The organism is Qipengyuania triglochinis (genome assembly GCF_054655615.1).
Window position 1 is genome coordinate 894,508 of the sequence record NZ_BAAHND010000001.1, and the last position, 16,209, is coordinate 910,716.

At 60.6% G+C, this 16,209-nt stretch carries 13 protein-coding genes and 1 tRNA gene; 7 read left to right on the forward strand and 7 right to left on the reverse strand.

All coding sequences use genetic code 11. The features are described from left to right. The first annotated feature begins 66 nt into the window (after nucleotides 1–66). A tRNA-Asn gene (locus tag ACYQ0G_RS04430) sits at nucleotides 67–141 on the forward strand. 5 nt (nucleotides 142–146) lie between these two features. On the opposite strand, the gene ACYQ0G_RS04435 is transcribed toward ACYQ0G_RS04430, so the two are convergent. The 3 genes from ACYQ0G_RS04435 to ACYQ0G_RS04445 all read right to left on the reverse strand — a co-directional run bounded on the left by ACYQ0G_RS04435 (nucleotide 147) and on the right by ACYQ0G_RS04445 (nucleotide 4,101). Then, a complete protein-coding gene (locus ACYQ0G_RS04435; protein WP_460099777.1) occupies nucleotides 147–884 on the reverse strand; it encodes a sulfite exporter TauE/SafE family protein in 738 nt (245 codons plus the stop codon). Between the two features lie 46 nt (nucleotides 885–930). After that, complete coding sequence (gene secA / locus ACYQ0G_RS04440) at nucleotides 931–3,729, reverse strand: preprotein translocase subunit SecA (protein WP_460099779.1); 2,799 nt, start codon at nucleotides 3,727–3,729, stop codon at nucleotides 931–933. A 99-nt stretch (nucleotides 3,730–3,828) separates the two neighbouring features. After that, nucleotides 3,829–4,101: a hypothetical protein gene (locus ACYQ0G_RS04445; protein ID WP_460099782.1), complete on the reverse strand. Its 273-nt coding sequence runs from the start codon at nucleotides 4,099–4,101 to the stop codon at nucleotides 3,829–3,831. 111 nt (nucleotides 4,102–4,212) lie between these two features. On the opposite strand from ACYQ0G_RS04445, the gene argJ reads away from it, so the two are divergent. The 4 genes from argJ (at nucleotide 4,213) to ACYQ0G_RS04465 (ending at nucleotide 10,056) form a co-directional block, all read left to right on the forward strand. After that, nucleotides 4,213–5,439 (forward strand): bifunctional glutamate N-acetyltransferase/amino-acid acetyltransferase ArgJ, encoded by a 1,227-nt coding sequence (argJ, locus tag ACYQ0G_RS04450; protein WP_460099784.1) that lies wholly within the window; start codon nucleotides 4,213–4,215, stop codon nucleotides 5,437–5,439. Further along, nucleotides 5,436–6,233 (forward strand): inositol monophosphatase family protein, encoded by a 798-nt coding sequence (locus ACYQ0G_RS04455; RefSeq protein WP_460099787.1) that lies wholly within the window; start codon nucleotides 5,436–5,438, stop codon nucleotides 6,231–6,233. The genes argJ and ACYQ0G_RS04455 overlap by 4 nt, the downstream gene beginning before the upstream one ends. A gap of 149 nt (nucleotides 6,234–6,382) precedes the next feature. Further along, entirely contained in the window at nucleotides 6,383–8,524 is a 2,142-nt protein-coding gene (locus tag ACYQ0G_RS04460; RefSeq protein ID WP_460100635.1) for an RNA degradosome polyphosphate kinase, read from the forward strand. Next, complete coding sequence (locus ACYQ0G_RS04465) at nucleotides 8,521–10,056, forward strand: Ppx/GppA phosphatase family protein (protein ID WP_460099789.1); 1,536 nt, start codon at nucleotides 8,521–8,523, stop codon at nucleotides 10,054–10,056. Before ACYQ0G_RS04460 ends, ACYQ0G_RS04465 begins: the two co-directional genes overlap by 4 nt. Nucleotides 10,057–10,059: 3 nt before the next feature. Here ACYQ0G_RS04465 and apaG read toward each other — a convergent pair whose 3' ends face one another. Then, nucleotides 10,060–10,458: a Co2+/Mg2+ efflux protein ApaG gene (gene apaG, locus ACYQ0G_RS04470; protein WP_460100638.1), complete on the reverse strand. Its 399-nt coding sequence runs from the start codon at nucleotides 10,456–10,458 to the stop codon at nucleotides 10,060–10,062. Nucleotides 10,459–11,039: 581 nt separating this feature from the next. Here apaG and ACYQ0G_RS04475 point away from each other — a divergent pair. Further along, the gene (locus tag ACYQ0G_RS04475) at nucleotides 11,040–11,453 is read left to right on the forward strand and encodes a DUF6628 family protein (protein ID WP_460099791.1); all 414 of its coding nucleotides are present in this window, start codon (nucleotides 11,040–11,042) and stop codon (nucleotides 11,451–11,453) included. On the opposite strand, the gene ACYQ0G_RS04480 is transcribed toward ACYQ0G_RS04475, so the two are convergent. Further along, on the reverse strand, nucleotides 11,450–12,655 hold the full coding sequence (locus ACYQ0G_RS04480; RefSeq protein WP_460099795.1) for a trans-sulfuration enzyme family protein: 1,206 nt from the start codon (nucleotides 12,653–12,655) through the stop codon (nucleotides 11,450–11,452). The genes ACYQ0G_RS04475 and ACYQ0G_RS04480 overlap by 4 nt on opposite strands. 83 nt (nucleotides 12,656–12,738) lie before the next feature. Here ACYQ0G_RS04480 and ACYQ0G_RS04485 point away from each other — a divergent pair, with 83 nt between their 5' ends. Beyond that, the gene (locus ACYQ0G_RS04485) at nucleotides 12,739–14,010 is read left to right on the forward strand and encodes a phospholipid carrier-dependent glycosyltransferase (protein WP_460099798.1); all 1,272 of its coding nucleotides are present in this window, start codon (nucleotides 12,739–12,741) and stop codon (nucleotides 14,008–14,010) included. Between the two features lie 4 nt (nucleotides 14,011–14,014). On the opposite strand, the gene ACYQ0G_RS04490 is transcribed toward ACYQ0G_RS04485, so the two are convergent. Continuing rightward, nucleotides 14,015–15,106 (reverse strand): glycosyltransferase, encoded by a 1,092-nt coding sequence (locus tag ACYQ0G_RS04490; RefSeq protein ID WP_460099801.1) that lies wholly within the window; start codon nucleotides 15,104–15,106, stop codon nucleotides 14,015–14,017. Nucleotides 15,107–15,140: 34 nt separating this feature from the next. Beyond that, entirely contained in the window at nucleotides 15,141–16,208 is a 1,068-nt protein-coding gene (leuB, locus tag ACYQ0G_RS04495) for a 3-isopropylmalate dehydrogenase (protein WP_460099804.1), read from the reverse strand. Between the last annotated feature and the right edge of the window lies 1 nt (nucleotide 16,209).

Sequence of the window (16,209 nt, forward strand, 5' to 3'; positions counted from 1 at the left end):
AATCCAAAACCCGGCTTGCCAAACCAAAGCACCCCCCATATACGCGCGGCCTGCCTGACGGGCTGCTCCCCGATAGCTCAGCGGTAGAGTAGGTGACTGTTAATCACTTGGTCGTTGGTTCGAATCCAACTCGGGGAGCCACTTTCTTACATTGCGAAAAGTAGCCGCGCCCCTATCCAGGCGGTGAGCGCGGCTGTGCCCCAGCGGATCCAGCGCTGCGGGAGGAACTTAAGCGCCAGCAAGCTTCCGATCTGTCCTCCGATCGCCACAGCTACGAGCAAGGGCAGGCCGACATCGAAAGCGGCAAGGAAGCGTCCTTCACCACCCTTCAATAGCTGACCGACCAAGCCGAACAGCGAATTAACGAGGATAAACAGGCTCGCCGTTGCGGCGATTGCCCGCGCTTCGTTCCAGCGAGTTAGATGGAGGAAGGGCGCGAGAAAGATCCCGCCACCGATGCCGACCACTCCGGCGAGATAGCCCAGCGGAACCGCCACCACAGGCATGAACTTAGCACCGCGGCTGGGCCCACCTTCTCCTATGCCCAAAGGTAGCAACATTGTTAACGCAGTAACGACGAGGCTGGCGCCAAGCAGTGTCATGAACGTCGCTTCGCTCACCGGCGTGAGGCCACCGAGAAAAGCTGCCGGTGCTGCAAGCGCTGTGACGAGCAAAGCGCCGCGCCACGGCAGCACTTCTGCCCGAGCGAACCTCACTGTGCTGCCAGCTACTACGACGATGTTGCAGGAGAGCGCGATGAGCGGAAGGATGCGGTAATCGACGCCCGCCAGCGCCAAGATTGCATTGTAGGTCGATCCGCCACCGAAGCCGACACTGGCATACAGAAGGGCTGTTACGAAAAAGGCGGCGATGAGCCAGATCATGCTCTCGCCGCCTCCATTCTTACCGTTAGCACGTCAAGCGAGCGAGTCAGGCCTTGGCACGGATGGCCCCGTGACAATGCTTGTACTTGTTGCCCGATCCACACGGACACGGCTCGTTGCGGCTGATCTCCATATCGGCATATGGGTTCTCGGTTGCCGAACCGCCCGGACCTACGGCGGCGCGTGAACTGCCAGCCAACGCGCCGAACAGAGCCGCCCGTTTTTCCGAGCCGTCACCGTCGTTCGAATCGTCGAGGCCGGTCAGCGGGTCGATATGCCCGGTCAGAAAGTCAGGAAGATCGGGAAGATCCACGGCCGGCATCGGGGCTGGTTCGGCGAGCTGGATGCGAAGCAGCTTGGCAGTCACATCCTCACGCAAATTGTCGAGCATGCTTTCGAACAGAGCAAAGGCTTCCTGCTTATATTCGTTGAGCGGCTGCTTCTGGGCATGAGCGCGCAGTCCAACAACCTGGCGCAGCGCGTCGAGCGTGGAGAGGTGGTCCTTCCACTGGTGGTCCAGCTCCTGCAGCAGCAAGCTCTTTTCAATACGACGCCAGATCGCCGGATCCGCCTGGGCAATCTTCTCGTCCATACGGCGGTCGGCTTCGTCGCGGATACGCTCTTCCACCAGCTCAGGCTCGATTGCTTCTTCCTGCAGCCATTCCTCCATCGGGAATGACATGCCGAAGACTTCTTCCACCTTGGTTTTGAGACCTTCGAGATCCCATTGTTCGGGATACGAACCCGGTGGGCAGTGTTCCGAAACCATGCCGTTGATCGCGTCGTGACGCATATCGACGACGACATCGTCCACTGCTTCGCTGTCCATGATTTCGGCGCGCTGTTCGTAGATGACCTTGCGCTGGTCGTTCATCACGTCGTCGTACTGGACGACTTGCTTGCGGATTTCATAATTGCGGGCTTCGACCTTCTTCTGCGCGGTCTCGATCGCCTTGGAAAGCCACTTGGAACCGATGGCCTCACCATCTTCGAGGTTTGAATTCATCATGCGGGCGAACAAGGTGTCCGGCCCAAAGATGCGCAGCAGATCGTCTTCGAGACAGAGGTAGAAGCGGCTTAAGCCGGGATCGCCCTGACGGCCTGAGCGCCCACGTAACTGGTTGTCGATACGGCGGCTTTCGTGACGTTCGGTCGCCAGTACGAACAGGCCTCCCGCATCGAGCACGCGTTGCTTTTCCGCCGCCACATCTTCCTTGATCTTCGCAATGGCCGCATCGCGTTCGGGACCTTCGGGCATTTCCGAAAGTTCGTCTTCGACGCGGAAATCAACATTGCCGCCCAGCTGAATGTCGGTTCCGCGACCGGCCATGTTGGTAGCGATGGTGACCGCCCCGATCCGGCCTGCCTGCGCGACGATATGCGCCTCGCGTTCGTGCTGGCGAGCATTCAGGATCTCGTGCTTCACACCTTCCTTGTCGAGGAAGCTGGAAAGCAATTCGCTCTTCTCGATCGACACGGTACCGACGAGCACCGGCTGGCCGATCTCGTTCTTTTCCTTGATCGCCTTGGCAATGGCTTTGAACTTATCCGCCGTATTCTTGTAGAATTCGTCTTCTTCGTCGATGCGCTGGACCGGCACATTGGTCGGGATTTCGACCACGTTCATCTTGTAGATGTCCCAGAATTCGGCCGCTTCGGTGGCTGCCGTACCGGTCATGCCGGAAAGCTTGGGATACATGCGGAAATAGTTCTGGAAGGTGATCGAGGCCAGCGTCTGGTTCTCGGGCTCGATCTTGACGCCTTCCTTGGCTTCCACCGCCTGGTGCAAACCGTTGGACCAACGCCGTCCGTCCATCATGCGGCCGGTAAATTCGTCGATGATGACGACCTTGCCCTCTTCGCCCATCGACCCGTCGGGCTGCATCTTCTTTTCGTATTTGACGATGTAGTCGGTGTCGCGCTTGAACATGATGTTCGCTTTGAGCGCCTGGTCGAGATGGTGGACCACCTGCGTATTCTCGACGTCGTAAAGATTATCGGTTTCGAGAAGACCTGCTTCCTTGAGCATCTCTTCGATCTTGTCGTTGCCGTCTTCGGTCCAGGTGATGTTCTTGGTTTTTTCGTCCGCCTCGTACCAGTCCGGTTCGATCTTCTTTACGATCGCATCGACCGTCACATAAAGTTCGGACTTATCCTCGGTCGGACCGGAAATGATCAGCGGAGTACGGGCTTCGTCGATCAGGATGGAGTCGACCTCGTCGACGACAGCGAAGTTGAAGGGGCGCTGGACCATCTGGCCGCGCTCATGCTTCATATTGTCGCGCAGGTAATCGAAACCGAATTCGTTGTTCGTACCGTAGGTAATGTCTGCGCCATAGGCATCGCGGCGCTGCATCTCGCCGAGGTTCGGCACGATCACGCCGATCGTCAGGCCGAGGAACTGGTGAAGCTGGCCCATCCATTCGGCATCACGACTGGCGAGATAATCGTTGACGGTAACGACGTGAACGCCCTTGCCTTCGATGGCGTTGAGATAGGTGGCCAGCGTGGCGACGAGGGTCTTACCTTCACCCGTGCGCATTTCGGCAATTTCGCCGCGATGAAGCACGATTCCGCCGATCATCTGTACATCGAAGTGCCGCATGCCCAGCACACGGACGGAGGCTTCGCGCACTGTGGCGAAGGCTTCCGGCAGGATATCGTCGAGCGTTTTACCATCGGCCAGCTGCTGGCGAAACTTGTCGGTCTGGGCGCGAAGTTCGTCGTCGCTCAGTTCCTGTAGTTGCGGCTCGAGCGCGTTGATCTGGTCAACGATCTTGCGAATGGAGTTAACGTAACGATCGTTTGATGATCCAAAGACGGATTTCATGAGCGAATTGAACATGGGTAGGCTGTGGCCTCGAATAATGTGTGATTATATGGAGAAGCCCGCGCAGCGTGATGGGCGCGAGGCGAGAAATTACAGAGGTATGCGGGAACGCTGCTATTCGAAAGCGCGATCGGCGCCGAACATGACCGTTGGGATATAGACGGTAACGGTTTCCTGCTTCTTGCAGGGTGCCACCTTTTCTCCGCGAAGCTTCTGCCTGAGCTGCTTCTGAGCACAGGTAACTTGCGAATCGTCCTTATCGCTATCCTGGCTGCTCGCCTGCTCCATGATCGAGCCGACAGCGCTTTCCATTGCAGCCTGCGCAGGGGTGCCGAGAGCGGCAAGACCCGTGAGGAGTGCTAGGAAGGCGAGGAACTGGCGTACCATGGTTGCGGAGCGAGATAGCGCAAAAGGTGCATGGTTTGAAGACGCAGTGAAATTTTTTTGCGTTTGCGCAGGATATTGCGACGCAGGGCGGTCAGGTATAGCGGGCGGACCATGGATCTCGAACGTTCTCCCCTCGCCCGCCCCTTTCCGGAATTGCCCTACATCGAAGGAGTGACTCTTCGTGTCGCGAGGGCGCGCTACAAGGATTGGGACCGCGCTGATCTAACCTTCGCAGAGATGACCGAGGGTACGAGCGTGGCAGGCGTTTTTACCAAATCGGCCTGCGCTTCCAGCGAAGTCGAACTGGGCCGGGAGCAGGCAAGGCTGGGCAAAGCGCGCGCGCTAATCGTCAATGCCGGCAATTCCAATGCCTTTACCGGTATTCGCGGTCGCGAAGCGGTCGAACAGATCATGGCGCAGGTGGCGGATAATCTGAACTGCGAGCCTAGCGAAGTCTTCGTCTCCTCCACGGGCGTTATCGGCGTACCGCTTCCGAAGGATAAAGCTCGCGAAGGCATCGCCGCTGCCCTGCAGGCGGAACCCTGCGGCTGGGAAGAAGCTGCCAACGCTATCGGCACGACCGACACCTTTCCCAAGGGCGCCACCGCCTCGGCTATGATTGGTAAAGGACGTGTCGAACTAGCCGGAATTATCAAGGGCAGTGGTATGATCGCACCCGACATGGCCACGATGCTCGGCTATATTTTTACCGATGCATCGGTCGAGCCGGTGTTCCTGCAGGAAATGCTAACCAAGGCTAATGCAGCGACCTTCTCTTGCATAACGGTAGATGGCGACACCTCGACCAGCGACACGGTCCTTGCTTTCGCAACCGGCAAGTCCGGTAATACCTCTCTGGCCTCATGGGATGACGCAGGGGCCGACGCATTCTACGCAGCCCTGCTATCCATCTGCCGCGAACTGGCGCATCTGGTCGTGCGAGATGGCGAAGGCGCGCAGAAGTTCATCGAAGTGGCCGTCTCGGGTGCCGAAAGCGATGAAAGCGCCCGCACGGTCGGCCTCGCCATCGCAAATTCTCCCCTCGTAAAAACCGCCATCGCAGGTGGAGATGCAAACTGGGGCCGCGTGGTCATGGCCGTAGGCAAGGCAGGCGAGCCAGCCGACAGGGATCGCCTTTCCATCGGCTTTGGCGGCACTTGGGCAGCCAGGGATGGGCAGCCCCTTCCCGATTACGACGAAGCGCCCGTTGCGAAGCACCTCGAAGGACGGGAAATACGCATCGACGTCGATCTCGGCCTTGGCGACGGGCGGGCCACCGTGTGGACTTGCGATCTCACGCATGGGTATATTGCTATCAACGCGGACTACCGGTCATGAATTCGCTCGACCGCGAAATTCACTCCCTCATGCAAAGGGTGACCGAAACCGCGATACTTCCCCGGTTCCGGAACCTTGCCGAAGGTGAGGTGGAGGATAAGGGTGGGAATGACCCGGTAACTATCGCGGACAAGGAATCCGAAGCGCTGCTGCGCGAAGGTCTGAGTTCGATCGATAATGGTATCGGCTTCGTCGGCGAGGAGGCAGCTCATGCAAATCCGTCGGTGCTGGAGCAACTAGGTGGTGCTTGCTGGATTGTCGACCCGATCGACGGAACCCGGAATTTTTCAGCCGGCAAACCTCCATTCGGCATCCTCATAGCGCGGACCGAAGGCGGTCTGGCCCAGTCTGGCTGGATTTACGATTGCCTGACCGGCCGCTTCTGCGTTGCCCATCGCGGTAGCGGCGCATACCTAGATGGCGAGCGGATTACCGCACGCCCGACCGGCAAAACACCGCCAATAGCAGCCATCTCACTCATCTTCATGGAAGAAGCGCGGCGGCAGGCTACTCGGCGCCATATTTCCCCAAATTATGAACTGGTCGACATCCCCTTCTGCGCCGCTGAACAGTATCCGAGGCTCGGCCTTGGTCAGAACGATGTCTCCATCTTCGAGCGCACCCTTTCCTGGGACCATGCGGCGGGTGCTCTGTGGCTGGAGGAAGCCGGTGGCAAAGTGGCAAGGCCCGACGGCACACCCTATCGCGTTGACGAATGGGATCGCAAAGGTCTGCTTGGCGCAGCTTCCCCGCGATTGTGGGACGATCTGGCGGATCTATATTCCCAAATGTGACCCTGACCTGACAGGGAGGTGCGCCCGGTGGTGATCCGAAACGCTTTCCAATAGCGAGCCGTCGTCCTACCCTGCATTGCCCTGACCAGAGAGGTTCGCCCGTGACACTTGGAAATGCGCCGTCCTCAAGCTCGGATGACCATCCAAGGATGGAAGATGAGCCCGGCCCTCCCATTCCGCCGGAAGCTCCGGAAGAACGCTACGTCAATCGCGAACTAAGCTGGCTCAGCTTCAACCGCCGGGTTCTGGCGGAAAGCGAAAACCCGGATTATCCGCTGCTCGAACGGCTGCGCTTCCTCTCGATTTCGGGAAGCAACCTCGATGAATTCACGATGGTTCGCATCGCCGGTCTGGAAGGCCAGGTCCAGCGCGGCATCGAAACCACGGCCATAGACGGGCGCAGCCCCCGCCAGCAGCTCGATGCCATTCGCGAACAGGTCCTTGAGCTCGAAGACCGCCAGCAGGAGAGTCTCGACTCGCTCCGCCGCCTGCTGGCAGACGAAGGGATCATCGTCGCACTGGTCGACGAACTGCCGAAGGACAAACAGACCTGGCTCGAAGAATATTTCGAGACCGACATCCTGCCGCTGATTACTCCGCAAGCGATCGATCCATCGCATCCCTTCCCCTTCGTTGCGACTGGCGGAATGGGCGCCCTGTTTCGCCTGAAGCGCGGGAAGCGCAAGGGCGAGTTGATCGAGATGGTGCTGATACCCAGCGGGGTCCCACGTTTCGTGCGCGTACCGGGCGACCATGCGATTTATGTTGCGATCGAACAGCTTGTAGCCCGTTTTGCCGACAGGATATTTCCGGGCTTCAAGATCCTGGGTGACGGTATCTTCCGCGTCCTTCGCGATAGCGATATGGAGGTCGAGGATGAGGCCGAGGATCTGGTTCGCTTCTTCCGTACGGCCATTCAGCGTCGCCGCCGCGGACGTGCCGTACTGCTGGAACTGGACGACGAATGCGACGAGGTTGCCGAAGCGCTGCTGCGTGACCAATTCGATGTTGACGCCGCAATGATCGTGAAGACCGGCGGGATGCTCGGCCTGCGGGATCTCGACGCGATCTGCGCAGAGCCACGCCCCGATCTGAAATTCCCGCCCTTCTCGCCTCGCTATCCGGAACGCGTTCTGGCGCATGACGGCGACGTCTTCACCGCGATCCGCGAGAAAGACATGGTCATTCACCATCCGTACGAAAGCTTCGAGGTGGTGGTGGATTTCCTGCATCAGGCGGCCGTCGATCCTTCAGTCGTCTCGATCAAGCAGACCCTCTACCGCGCAGGCGACCAGTCGCCGGTAATCGCCGCCCTGATCGAGGCTGCGCAAAACGGCAAGGCCGTCACCGCGGTGGTGGAGCTCAAGGCCCGTTTCGACGAAGAACGCAATATCCGCTGGGCGAATGAGCTAGAACGGGCGGGCGTCCAGGTCATTTACGGTTTCACAGAGTGGAAAACCCATGCCAAGGTCAGCCTCGTCGTGCGCCGCGAAGAGGACGGCTACCGCACATACTGTCATTTCGGCACCGGTAACTATCATCCGGTAAATGCCAAGATTTACACGGATCTCAGTTATTTCACTGCCGATCAGGCGCTCGGACGCGATGCGGCAAAGATGTTCAACTTCATTACCGGTTACATCGAGCCGGACGAACTGGAAAGGATTGCGATCTCGCCGCTGGCCATGCGCGAAAAGCTGTATGAGCTTATCGATGCGGAAATCAGCAATGCGAAGGCCGGCAAGCCGTCCGGTATCTGGGTCAAACTGAACTCGATCACCAACCGCGCTGTCATCGACAAATTGTACGAAGCCAGCACCGCCGGGGTCGAAATTCGCATGGTGGTCCGCGGCATATGCTCGCTCCGCGCGGGCATTCCCGGCCTCAGCGAGAACATCAGCGTCAAATCCATTATCGGGCGTTTTCTGGAACACGGCCGCATGTGGGTATTTGCCGATGGCAAGGAACTGCCGAGCAGGCAGGCGAAAGTCTATATCACCAGTGCGGACGCCATGGGCCGCAACCTCGACCGCCGCGTCGAGGTCATGGTGCCCGTCACCAACAAGACCGTGCACGACCAGATGCTCAAACAGGTCATGCTGGCCAACATCCTCGATACCGAACGAAGCTGGTGCCTCGATGCCGACGGGCAATACCGCCGAATGGCCAAGGGCGAAGACGGGTTTAATTGTCACGAATATTTCATGTCCAACCCATCCCTTTCGGGCCGAGGTTCCGCCTTGGAGAAGCATGACGTGCCGCACCTGACGCTGCCGGGGAATGAAGCGTGAACCGTTCAAAGACGCGCAATCCGCAATGGCAGCGCCGACTGATTCATCCCCCGCGAGCCGTCATCGATATCGGGTCGAATACGGTCCGCCTGGTAATCTACGCAGGAACGGGAAGAGCGCCCGAAACGGTCTGGAACGAGAAGGTTTCGGCCCGGCTGGGACGTGACCTGTCCGACACCGGCCGCATACCTGACGAAGCTGCGGAAGAAGCGCTTGCCGCCCTTGCCCGATATCAGCTCCTCGTCAGCGATCGCGGGATCGAGAACATCCAGACCGTTGCTACAGCCGCCGCGCGCGATGCCGAAAACGGCAAGGAATTTCTCGACAAGGTTGCCGCTCTCGGCCTCGAACCGCGCCTTCTGAGCGAGGAAGAAGAGGCTTTTGCATCGGCCTATGGCGTTATCGGAGCCTTTCCGGGCGCCGAAGGGATCAGCGCAGACCTTGGCGGAGGAAGTCTTGAGCTGGTTTCGCTGGGCGAAGGCGATTGCAGAGAGGCAGTGAGCCTGCCTTTCGGAACGCTCCGGCTGCCTGCCCTGCGAACGACCGATCACAACCTCAACCGCACCATTCACGAGCGCCTGGATCGCATTCCCTGGATAAAATCACAGCAAGGGCCGCTCTACATGATCGGCGGGACATGGAGAGCTCTCGCCCATTACGCGATGGTCGAGGCCGACTATCCGCTGACCGATCCGCATGGCTTCAGCCTTTCGGTAAGCGAAACGCGCGACCACGCCCGTCAGCTTATCGATGCCCAGCCTGACAAACTGGTCAAAATATCCGGCATCAGCCAGATGCGGGCCGAATATCTCCCGGATGCTGCCGCAATGCTGTTGCCGCTGCTCGACGTGATCGAGCCCGAACGGCTGATTTTTTCGAGCTGGGGTATCCGCGAGGGCCTGCTTTACTCTCGTCTCTCCGACCTTCAACGCGCGCTCGACCCGCTGCTTGCCGGCGTGCATGCATTTGCGGAACCGCGCGATGCGCCGGTGGTCGATGCGGCGCGCGTGGTGGGCTGGACCGTCGATCTCGCCGATGGGAAGGGAAAGCGCAACGAACGCCTCAGGCTTGCTTCGGCACAGCTCGCTGCCGCTCTGCAGCGCGTCGAGCCAAACCTTCGGGTGAATCATGCAACCGAATGGTCGCTCGACAAGCGCTGGATCGATTGCTCTCCTCGCGACCGCGCGATGATGTGTGCGGCCCTTTACGGCAGTATCGGCAAAACCGAATTGCCGGACAAGCTGGACCTTCTGGCGGATAGCGAAGACCTGCGAGAAGGGCTGACCTGGGGCCTGGGCTTCCGGCTGGCGCGCAGGCTCGGTGCAGGTGCCCGCACGGCGCTCAGCTTCAGCAAGCTTAGGCTCAAGAAGAAATCGCTCGTCCTTTATCTCGATGAAAGCCGGGCCGCGCTCGCCACTTATCCGCTTACCCGGGATCTGGATATTCTGGCGGAATGGCTTGGGCGGCAGGCCAAGATCAAGATCGGGGAATTCAACTTTACCGACACGATCGAGGAGGAAGAAGAAGAATAGCCTTCAGGACGCGGTGGCAGGGGCTGCCAGCGGGAAGAAAGGAATGCGGACTTCGAACGGAGATCCATCCTCGCGATGGAAGGTGTAGAAACCCTCCATCGAACCACGCGGCGTATCGAGCGGGCAACCCGAAACGTAGTCGTGGCTGCCGCCCGGTTCGAGCACGGGCTGTTCGCCAACCACACCTTCGCCATCGACATGCGCAACCATTCCCGCACCATCGGTGATGCGCCAATGGCGCGTCATCAGCTGAACACGCTCGTGCGAGGCGTTTTCGATGCGGATATGATAAACCCAGAACCACTTTTCCGCTTCCGGCTGGCTTTGCTCGGGAAGGAAATTCACCGCGACGCGCACGGTGATGCCGTCGGTCATGGCACTGTGCTGAAAGAGTTCCTTGATCACATCTCCAACCTAATGGGTCGGGTGGCTGGCGCAAGGGCGGTGACCCGAACGGATACGATTAAACTTCGTTAACCAATATGTGTCAGACAATCCTAAGCGCCGAATGCGACTTTGTGTCAACAAAAGGGCTCTTTCGATGATTTTCGCTTTTATCAACAGAATGATAGCCGATCAGGATGGCGAAGGCCGAATCGAACTGATGCTTGCAGCGCAAGTCGTTATCGCGGCTCTCGCATTCTGAAAGTATACCTCGAAAGAGCATAGCTCTTCGCTTCCGGTCAATATCTCACGCTTGAGAGCGGCATTCACCTTTGCCGCGATTTCGGGCTGCGACCAGCGCACATCGCCCTTTTCATCCTCCTTCCTGCGGGGTTGAGGCGGCGAACCGCAACTTTCCGTATTGAATCGATGGAGGCCCTAGAGCGGCACGACCCTGAGCAGCGTTCGCAACTGGCGAATAATGTGATCGGGAGAACGCTCTAGCGTCACAAGCGAATAAATCTTTCGAAGCACTGGACAGAGTACGCTTTTGTTGCAACTCATTATCAATAGCATATTGTGGCAGCAAAGGAGAAAGCATGGCAGACACCAACGATTCGCCCGCCCTCGACATATCTCTTCCCGCACGTCGGCAGGATACGCTGGGGCTGGTCATCTTTCGCAGGATGGCGGCGCATGGCCTCAACGATGCGCGCGCGACGATGCTGGCACTCGATGCAGGGGGCCAGAATTTCCGCCGAATGCTGATCCTTTCGCGCGCTCTGGTGGTCGACCTTGCGCGCACTTCACAGCGCCGGATCCTCCTCGCCCCGTGCTGCGCCACCGGTATGACCCGTGATGAGGGCCTGCTGATGGACCTGATCAAGGGCGGCGGACTCGACATCTACGCGGCCCTCACGGATGATGCGCGCTGCAATGCGGCCCTCACCACAGCTCACGCCTATGGAGATGAGCTGGATCAGGTCGCCCGGCGAAACGGCTGGCGGCGCTAGAGGCCGCCTGCTTCCAGCGCGCGTCCCAGATCTTCCTTGAGATCCTCGATATCTTCGAGACCGACATTGATGCGGATCAGCCCTTGGGTGACGCCCATCGCGTCCCGCTCCTCGTCGGTCATCCCGGCATGGGTCGTACTGGCCGGATGACACATCAGCGTGCGGGCATCGCCGATATTGTTCGAGATATCGACGAGCTCCAGTGCATCGAGAATGGCAAAAGCCCGTTCCCGGCTCTCGACATCGAAGGCGAAGACCGGGCCCGTTGCCGTCATCTGCTCCATCGCCAGGGCGTGGCGCGGATGGCTTTCAAGACCCGGGTGCAACATCCGCGGCACGCGCGGTTCGATGAATTTTCCCAGGGCCACCGCATTCTCGCTTTGCCGTAGGGCCCGCAGGCTCAGTGTCTCGAGGCCCTTGAGCACCACCCATGCATTGAAGGGCGAGATATTGGGTCCGGTGTTGCGCTGGAAGGGCAGCAGCACTTCGTCGACCCACTCCTGCGAGCCGCAGATTGCGCCGGCCAGCACCCTGCCCTGCCCGTCCATCAGCTTGGTTGCGGAATAGGCGACCACGTCAGCGCCGAAATCCAGCGGCCTTTGCAGGGCGCTGGTGGCGAAAGCGTTGTCGACGACAGTGGTGATCCCGCGCGATTTCGCGAGCGCGCAGACATGCTTGAGATCGACGACATCGAGCGTCGGATTGGCCGGTGTTTCGAAGAAAAAGACCTTCGTGTTGGGGCGGATCGCGGCTTCCCAGGCGTCATTGTCGGCGCTGTCAACGACGGTGGTCTCGATCCCGAAGCGCGGCAAGAGATGATCGAGCAGCCAGCGGCACGAACCGAACGCGGCCCGCGCACCCACCACGTGATCACCCGCCGATAACTGACACAGAAGCGCCGTGGTCATCGCCGCCATCCCGCTCGCCTGGGCGCGGCAGGCCTCGGCACCTTCCATCAGGGCAATCCGCTCTTCCAGCATGGCCACCGTCGGGTTCTGCAGGCGCGAATAGGTCATCCCCTGCGCTTCACCGGCAAAGCGATCGGCCACCGTCTGCGCGTCGTCATAGGTATAGCCGGAGGTGAGGAAGAGCGCCTCGCTCGTCTCGCCATGCTCGCTACGCCAGGTGCCGCCGCGCACGGCCTGCGTTGCGGGGCGCCAGTTGCGGGTGATCGAACGGTCGGTTCCGGTGGTCTTCTTCATGGTGCGCGCGATAGCACGGCAGGGGCGAGCGGCAAGCAAAGGCTGTTGTCAGCACCGAAACGCTCGCTTAATCGCCGGAGAAGATGAACCGCGCGCCCGAGCAACCGACCGATCCGATCCGCTGGTGCATGGCGCTGCCTCTTGCGTTCTGGCTCCTGGTGCTGTGGAACATCGCCATCCCCAGCCAGCCCTATTTCGACGAGGTCCATTACCTGCCCGCCGCACGGGACCTGCTGGTTCTGGGCGAGTTTTCCAATCGCGAACATCCGCTGCTGGGTAAGGAACTGATCGCGCTGGGCATTGCCCTTCTCGGCGACAATCCGTGGGGCTGGCGGATCATGTCGTCCATCTCTGGCGCGCTGGCGCTCTCCGCCACCATGCGCGCCGTGTGGTTTGCGACTTGCAGCCGGTACGCCACGATTGCGGCCGGCCTGTTGGTGGCGAGCGGTTTCCACCTTTTCGTCCATTCGCGCATCGCCATGCTCGACATCTTCATGGTCTGCGCGCTGGCAATCGCCTTCTGGCAGGTGGCCGCCGCCATGCGGGAGCCGGAGACCGGCCGCCGCAGGCTGATCGGAGCCGGCATTGCACTGGGCCTTGCCATGGGTGCCAAGTGGAATGCGATAGCCCTTGCCGTGGTGCCCGGCCTTGGCTTCCTGATTTTGCGCTGGTTTGCCGGGCGGCGGCGCTTGCTCCTCAGCCGCCGCGGGATGCCTGTCCCCGGAATGACGCTGCTGGAGGCATTCGTCTGGCTCGGCCTGCTTCCGCTTGCCGTCTATTGGCTCACCTTCCTGCCCGGCTATTTCTTCGCGGCAAATCCGATCGAGGGGGGCATCGTTCAGCACCATCGCCTGATGCTCGACCTCCAGACGCAGGTGCTTCGGCCCCACCCCTATCAATCCACCTGGCCGGAATGGGTGCTGAACTGGCGGGCGATCTGGTATCTTTACGAACCCGTCGACGGTGCGCAGCGCGGCGTAATCCTGATTGGCAATCCGCTGACCATGCTACTGGGTTTGCCCGCGCTCGCATGGTGTGCGTGGCAGGGACTGAGCCGCAAGGCGGCTGCCCACGGCGGCGTGGCGCTCCTCTATGCGATCAGTCTGGGCTTCTGGATTTTCGCGGCCAAGCCGGTGCAGTTCTATTATCACTATTTCCTGCCCAGCACTTTCCTGCTTGTCGCGCTCGCACTTGCACTTGACGATATGAGGCAGGCGGGGCTGAAATGGGCAGCCAATACGGTTCTGGCCGCCAGTTTTGGCGCGTTCGCTTTTTACTACGTGGTGCTCGCTGCAGAGCCGCTCGCGGGACCGGATAGTTTCCGCACCTGGACCTGGCTGCAAAGCTGGGTCTGACGGCTTAATAGCGGCCCCAGACGAAGCGGCTCGACAGGGCGTAATTCCACACCGAACCAATTGCGATACCGACCAGCGCCGCGATCAGCGAATGGACCCCGCGTTCGAACAAGGCTGTGGCGATGGCTACATTGGCGAAGGCACCGATGGAGCATGCGAGGACAAAGCTGGCCCAGCCCCGCAGCATCTGCCCCAAGCTCTCCAGCCTGCGATCGCGATAGGTCAGGAAATTGTTCAGCCAGAAATTGAACGTCATCGCCCCCAGCGTGGCGATCGTCTGGCTCCAGACGAACTCGGCCCCCGCCGCCAGCAGACAGGCATAAAGCAGCGCGAGATGCACGCCCACGCCCATGGCGCCGACCGTGCCGAACAAGGCAAAGCGCGTAGGGATGATCCTGCCGAACGCCTTGTCGTAAAGGCCGGCAAGGAAATCGACCGCAATGGCCCGATCGAGTTTGCTTTCTCCCGATCGCCGGGCCGCAAAATTCAGCGGAAACTCGCGGACCTTCAGAGGCCTGTCGGATGTGGCGAGCAGGTCGAGCAATATCTTGAAACCGACACCTGACAAGCGCGGAGCCAGCGACAGCGCGGTGTCGGTCCGCAGCAAAAAATAGCCGCTCATCGGGTCGGTCAGTTCCACGCCGGTCAACCGCCGGGCCAGCCCGTTGGCAAAGCCCGATAGCCTTACCCGCTCGGGATTGTCCCACTCTGCCGTGCTTGCCCCCAGGGTGAACCGGCTGGCGACGGCGACATCGGCGCCTTCCTTCCGCACGCTTTCCAGCATCAGTGGGAGCAGAACAGGGTCGTGCTGGTGGTCGGCATCCATCACGGCCACGAAGGGCGCGGCGGTGGCGCAAAAGCCTTCGATGGCGGCGCTGGCGAGACCCCGCCTGCCGATCCGCTGGATCACGCGAATGCGGCGGTCCGCGCGGGCGAGGCGGCGCGCCTCGTCAGCCGTTCCGTCGGGAGAATTGTCATCCACCACGATCACTTCCCAGCCATCGGGGCCAAGCGCGGTCTCTATCCGATCGATAAGCGGCGCGAGATTCTCACGCTCGTTCAGCGTCGGCAGGATGATGGCAAGTTCCAGCGTCATGGTGAGCGGCGAGTGACGCGCTTCGCGAGCAATTTCAAGCCAGCGCAGTCAAAGCCCGCAGCACGGCGTCGCCAATCTCGCTGGTCGAGGCCGTACCGCCAAGGTCCGCGCCGCGCGTATCGCTGGCGACAACCTTGGCCACTGCCCGCTCGATCCGTCCGGCCTCCGTTTCGCGCCCCAGAGAATGGCGCAGCAGCATGGCGAGGCTAAGGATGGCCGCCACCGGATTGGCCTTGCCCTGCCCCGCAATGTCCGGCGCACTGCCATGGATCGGCTCGTACAGCCCGAAAGTGCCGTATTGGGTCTGCCGTTCGCCCAGGCTGGCGCTGGCGAGCAGGCCGATGGAGCCGACACAGGCGCTCGCCTGATCGGACAGGATGTCGCCAAACAAATTGCCGGTCAGGATGACATCGAACTGCCCTGGGCTGCGCACCATCTGCATGGCGGCGTTGTCGACATACATGTGATCGAGCGTGACGTTGGGATAATCCTTCGCCATGTCGATCACCGTTTCGCGCCAGATGCGGCTGGTTTCGAGGACGTTCGCCTTGTCCACGCTGGTCAGGCGCTTGCGGCGTTTCTGCGCGGCTTCGAACCCGATCCGGGCGATCCGGCGGACCTCATCCTCATTATAGGACATGGCGTCCCAGCCTTCGCGGCCCCCCTTGCTCTCACGCTCGCCCTTGTCGCCGAAATAGACATCGCCATTGAGTTCGCGCACCACCAGCAAGTCGATCCCCCGGGCGATTTCAGGGCGGAGCGAGGACATGTCTTCAAGCCCCGGAAATCCGGCGGCCGGGCGTAGATTGGCGAACAGACCCAGCTCGCTGCGCAGGCCAAGGATCGCCTGCTCCGGGCGGTGTTCGCGCGGCAGTTCGTCACACTCCGGATCGCCGACCGCGCCGAACAGCACCGCGTCTGCGGCGCGGGCCATCTCGATCGTTTCCTGCGGCAGCGGGTGGCCATGGCGCTTGTAGGCAATGCCGCCCACGTCCCCTTCCCACAGCGTGAGCTGCGGCAGGGAAAGCGCGTCGAGCACCCGCTTTGCCTCGGTGATGACTTCGGGGCCGATCCCGTCTCCGGGGAAGATTGCGATTTTCATG

What these genes read in the sequence shown, in the direction of transcription:
- ACYQ0G_RS04435 (WP_460099777.1), bottom strand. Translation starts at nt 884, where the DNA reads ATGATCTGGCTCATCGCCGCCTTTTTCGTAACAGCCCTTCTGTATGCC.
- secA (WP_460099779.1), bottom strand. Translation starts at nt 3,729, where the DNA reads ATGTTCAATTCGCTCATGAAATCCGTCTTTGGATCATCAAACGATCGT.
- ACYQ0G_RS04445 (WP_460099782.1), bottom strand. Translation starts at nt 4,101, where the DNA reads ATGGTACGCCAGTTCCTCGCCTTCCTAGCACTCCTCACGGGTCTTGCC.
- argJ (WP_460099784.1), top strand. Translation starts at nt 4,213, where the DNA reads ATGGATCTCGAACGTTCTCCCCTCGCCCGCCCCTTTCCGGAATTGCCC.
- ACYQ0G_RS04455 (WP_460099787.1), top strand. Translation starts at nt 5,436, where the DNA reads ATGAATTCGCTCGACCGCGAAATTCACTCCCTCATGCAAAGGGTGACC.
- ACYQ0G_RS04460 (WP_460100635.1), top strand. Translation starts at nt 6,383, where the DNA reads ATGGAAGATGAGCCCGGCCCTCCCATTCCGCCGGAAGCTCCGGAAGAA.
- ACYQ0G_RS04475 (WP_460099791.1), top strand. Translation starts at nt 11,040, where the DNA reads ATGGCAGACACCAACGATTCGCCCGCCCTCGACATATCTCTTCCCGCA.
- ACYQ0G_RS04480 (WP_460099795.1), bottom strand. Translation starts at nt 12,655, where the DNA reads ATGAAGAAGACCACCGGAACCGACCGTTCGATCACCCGCAACTGGCGC.
- ACYQ0G_RS04485 (WP_460099798.1), top strand. Translation starts at nt 12,739, where the DNA reads ATGAACCGCGCGCCCGAGCAACCGACCGATCCGATCCGCTGGTGCATG.
- ACYQ0G_RS04490 (WP_460099801.1), bottom strand. Translation starts at nt 15,106, where the DNA reads ATGACGCTGGAACTTGCCATCATCCTGCCGACGCTGAACGAGCGTGAG.
- leuB (WP_460099804.1), bottom strand. Translation starts at nt 16,208, where the DNA reads ATGAAAATCGCAATCTTCCCCGGAGACGGGATCGGCCCCGAAGTCATC.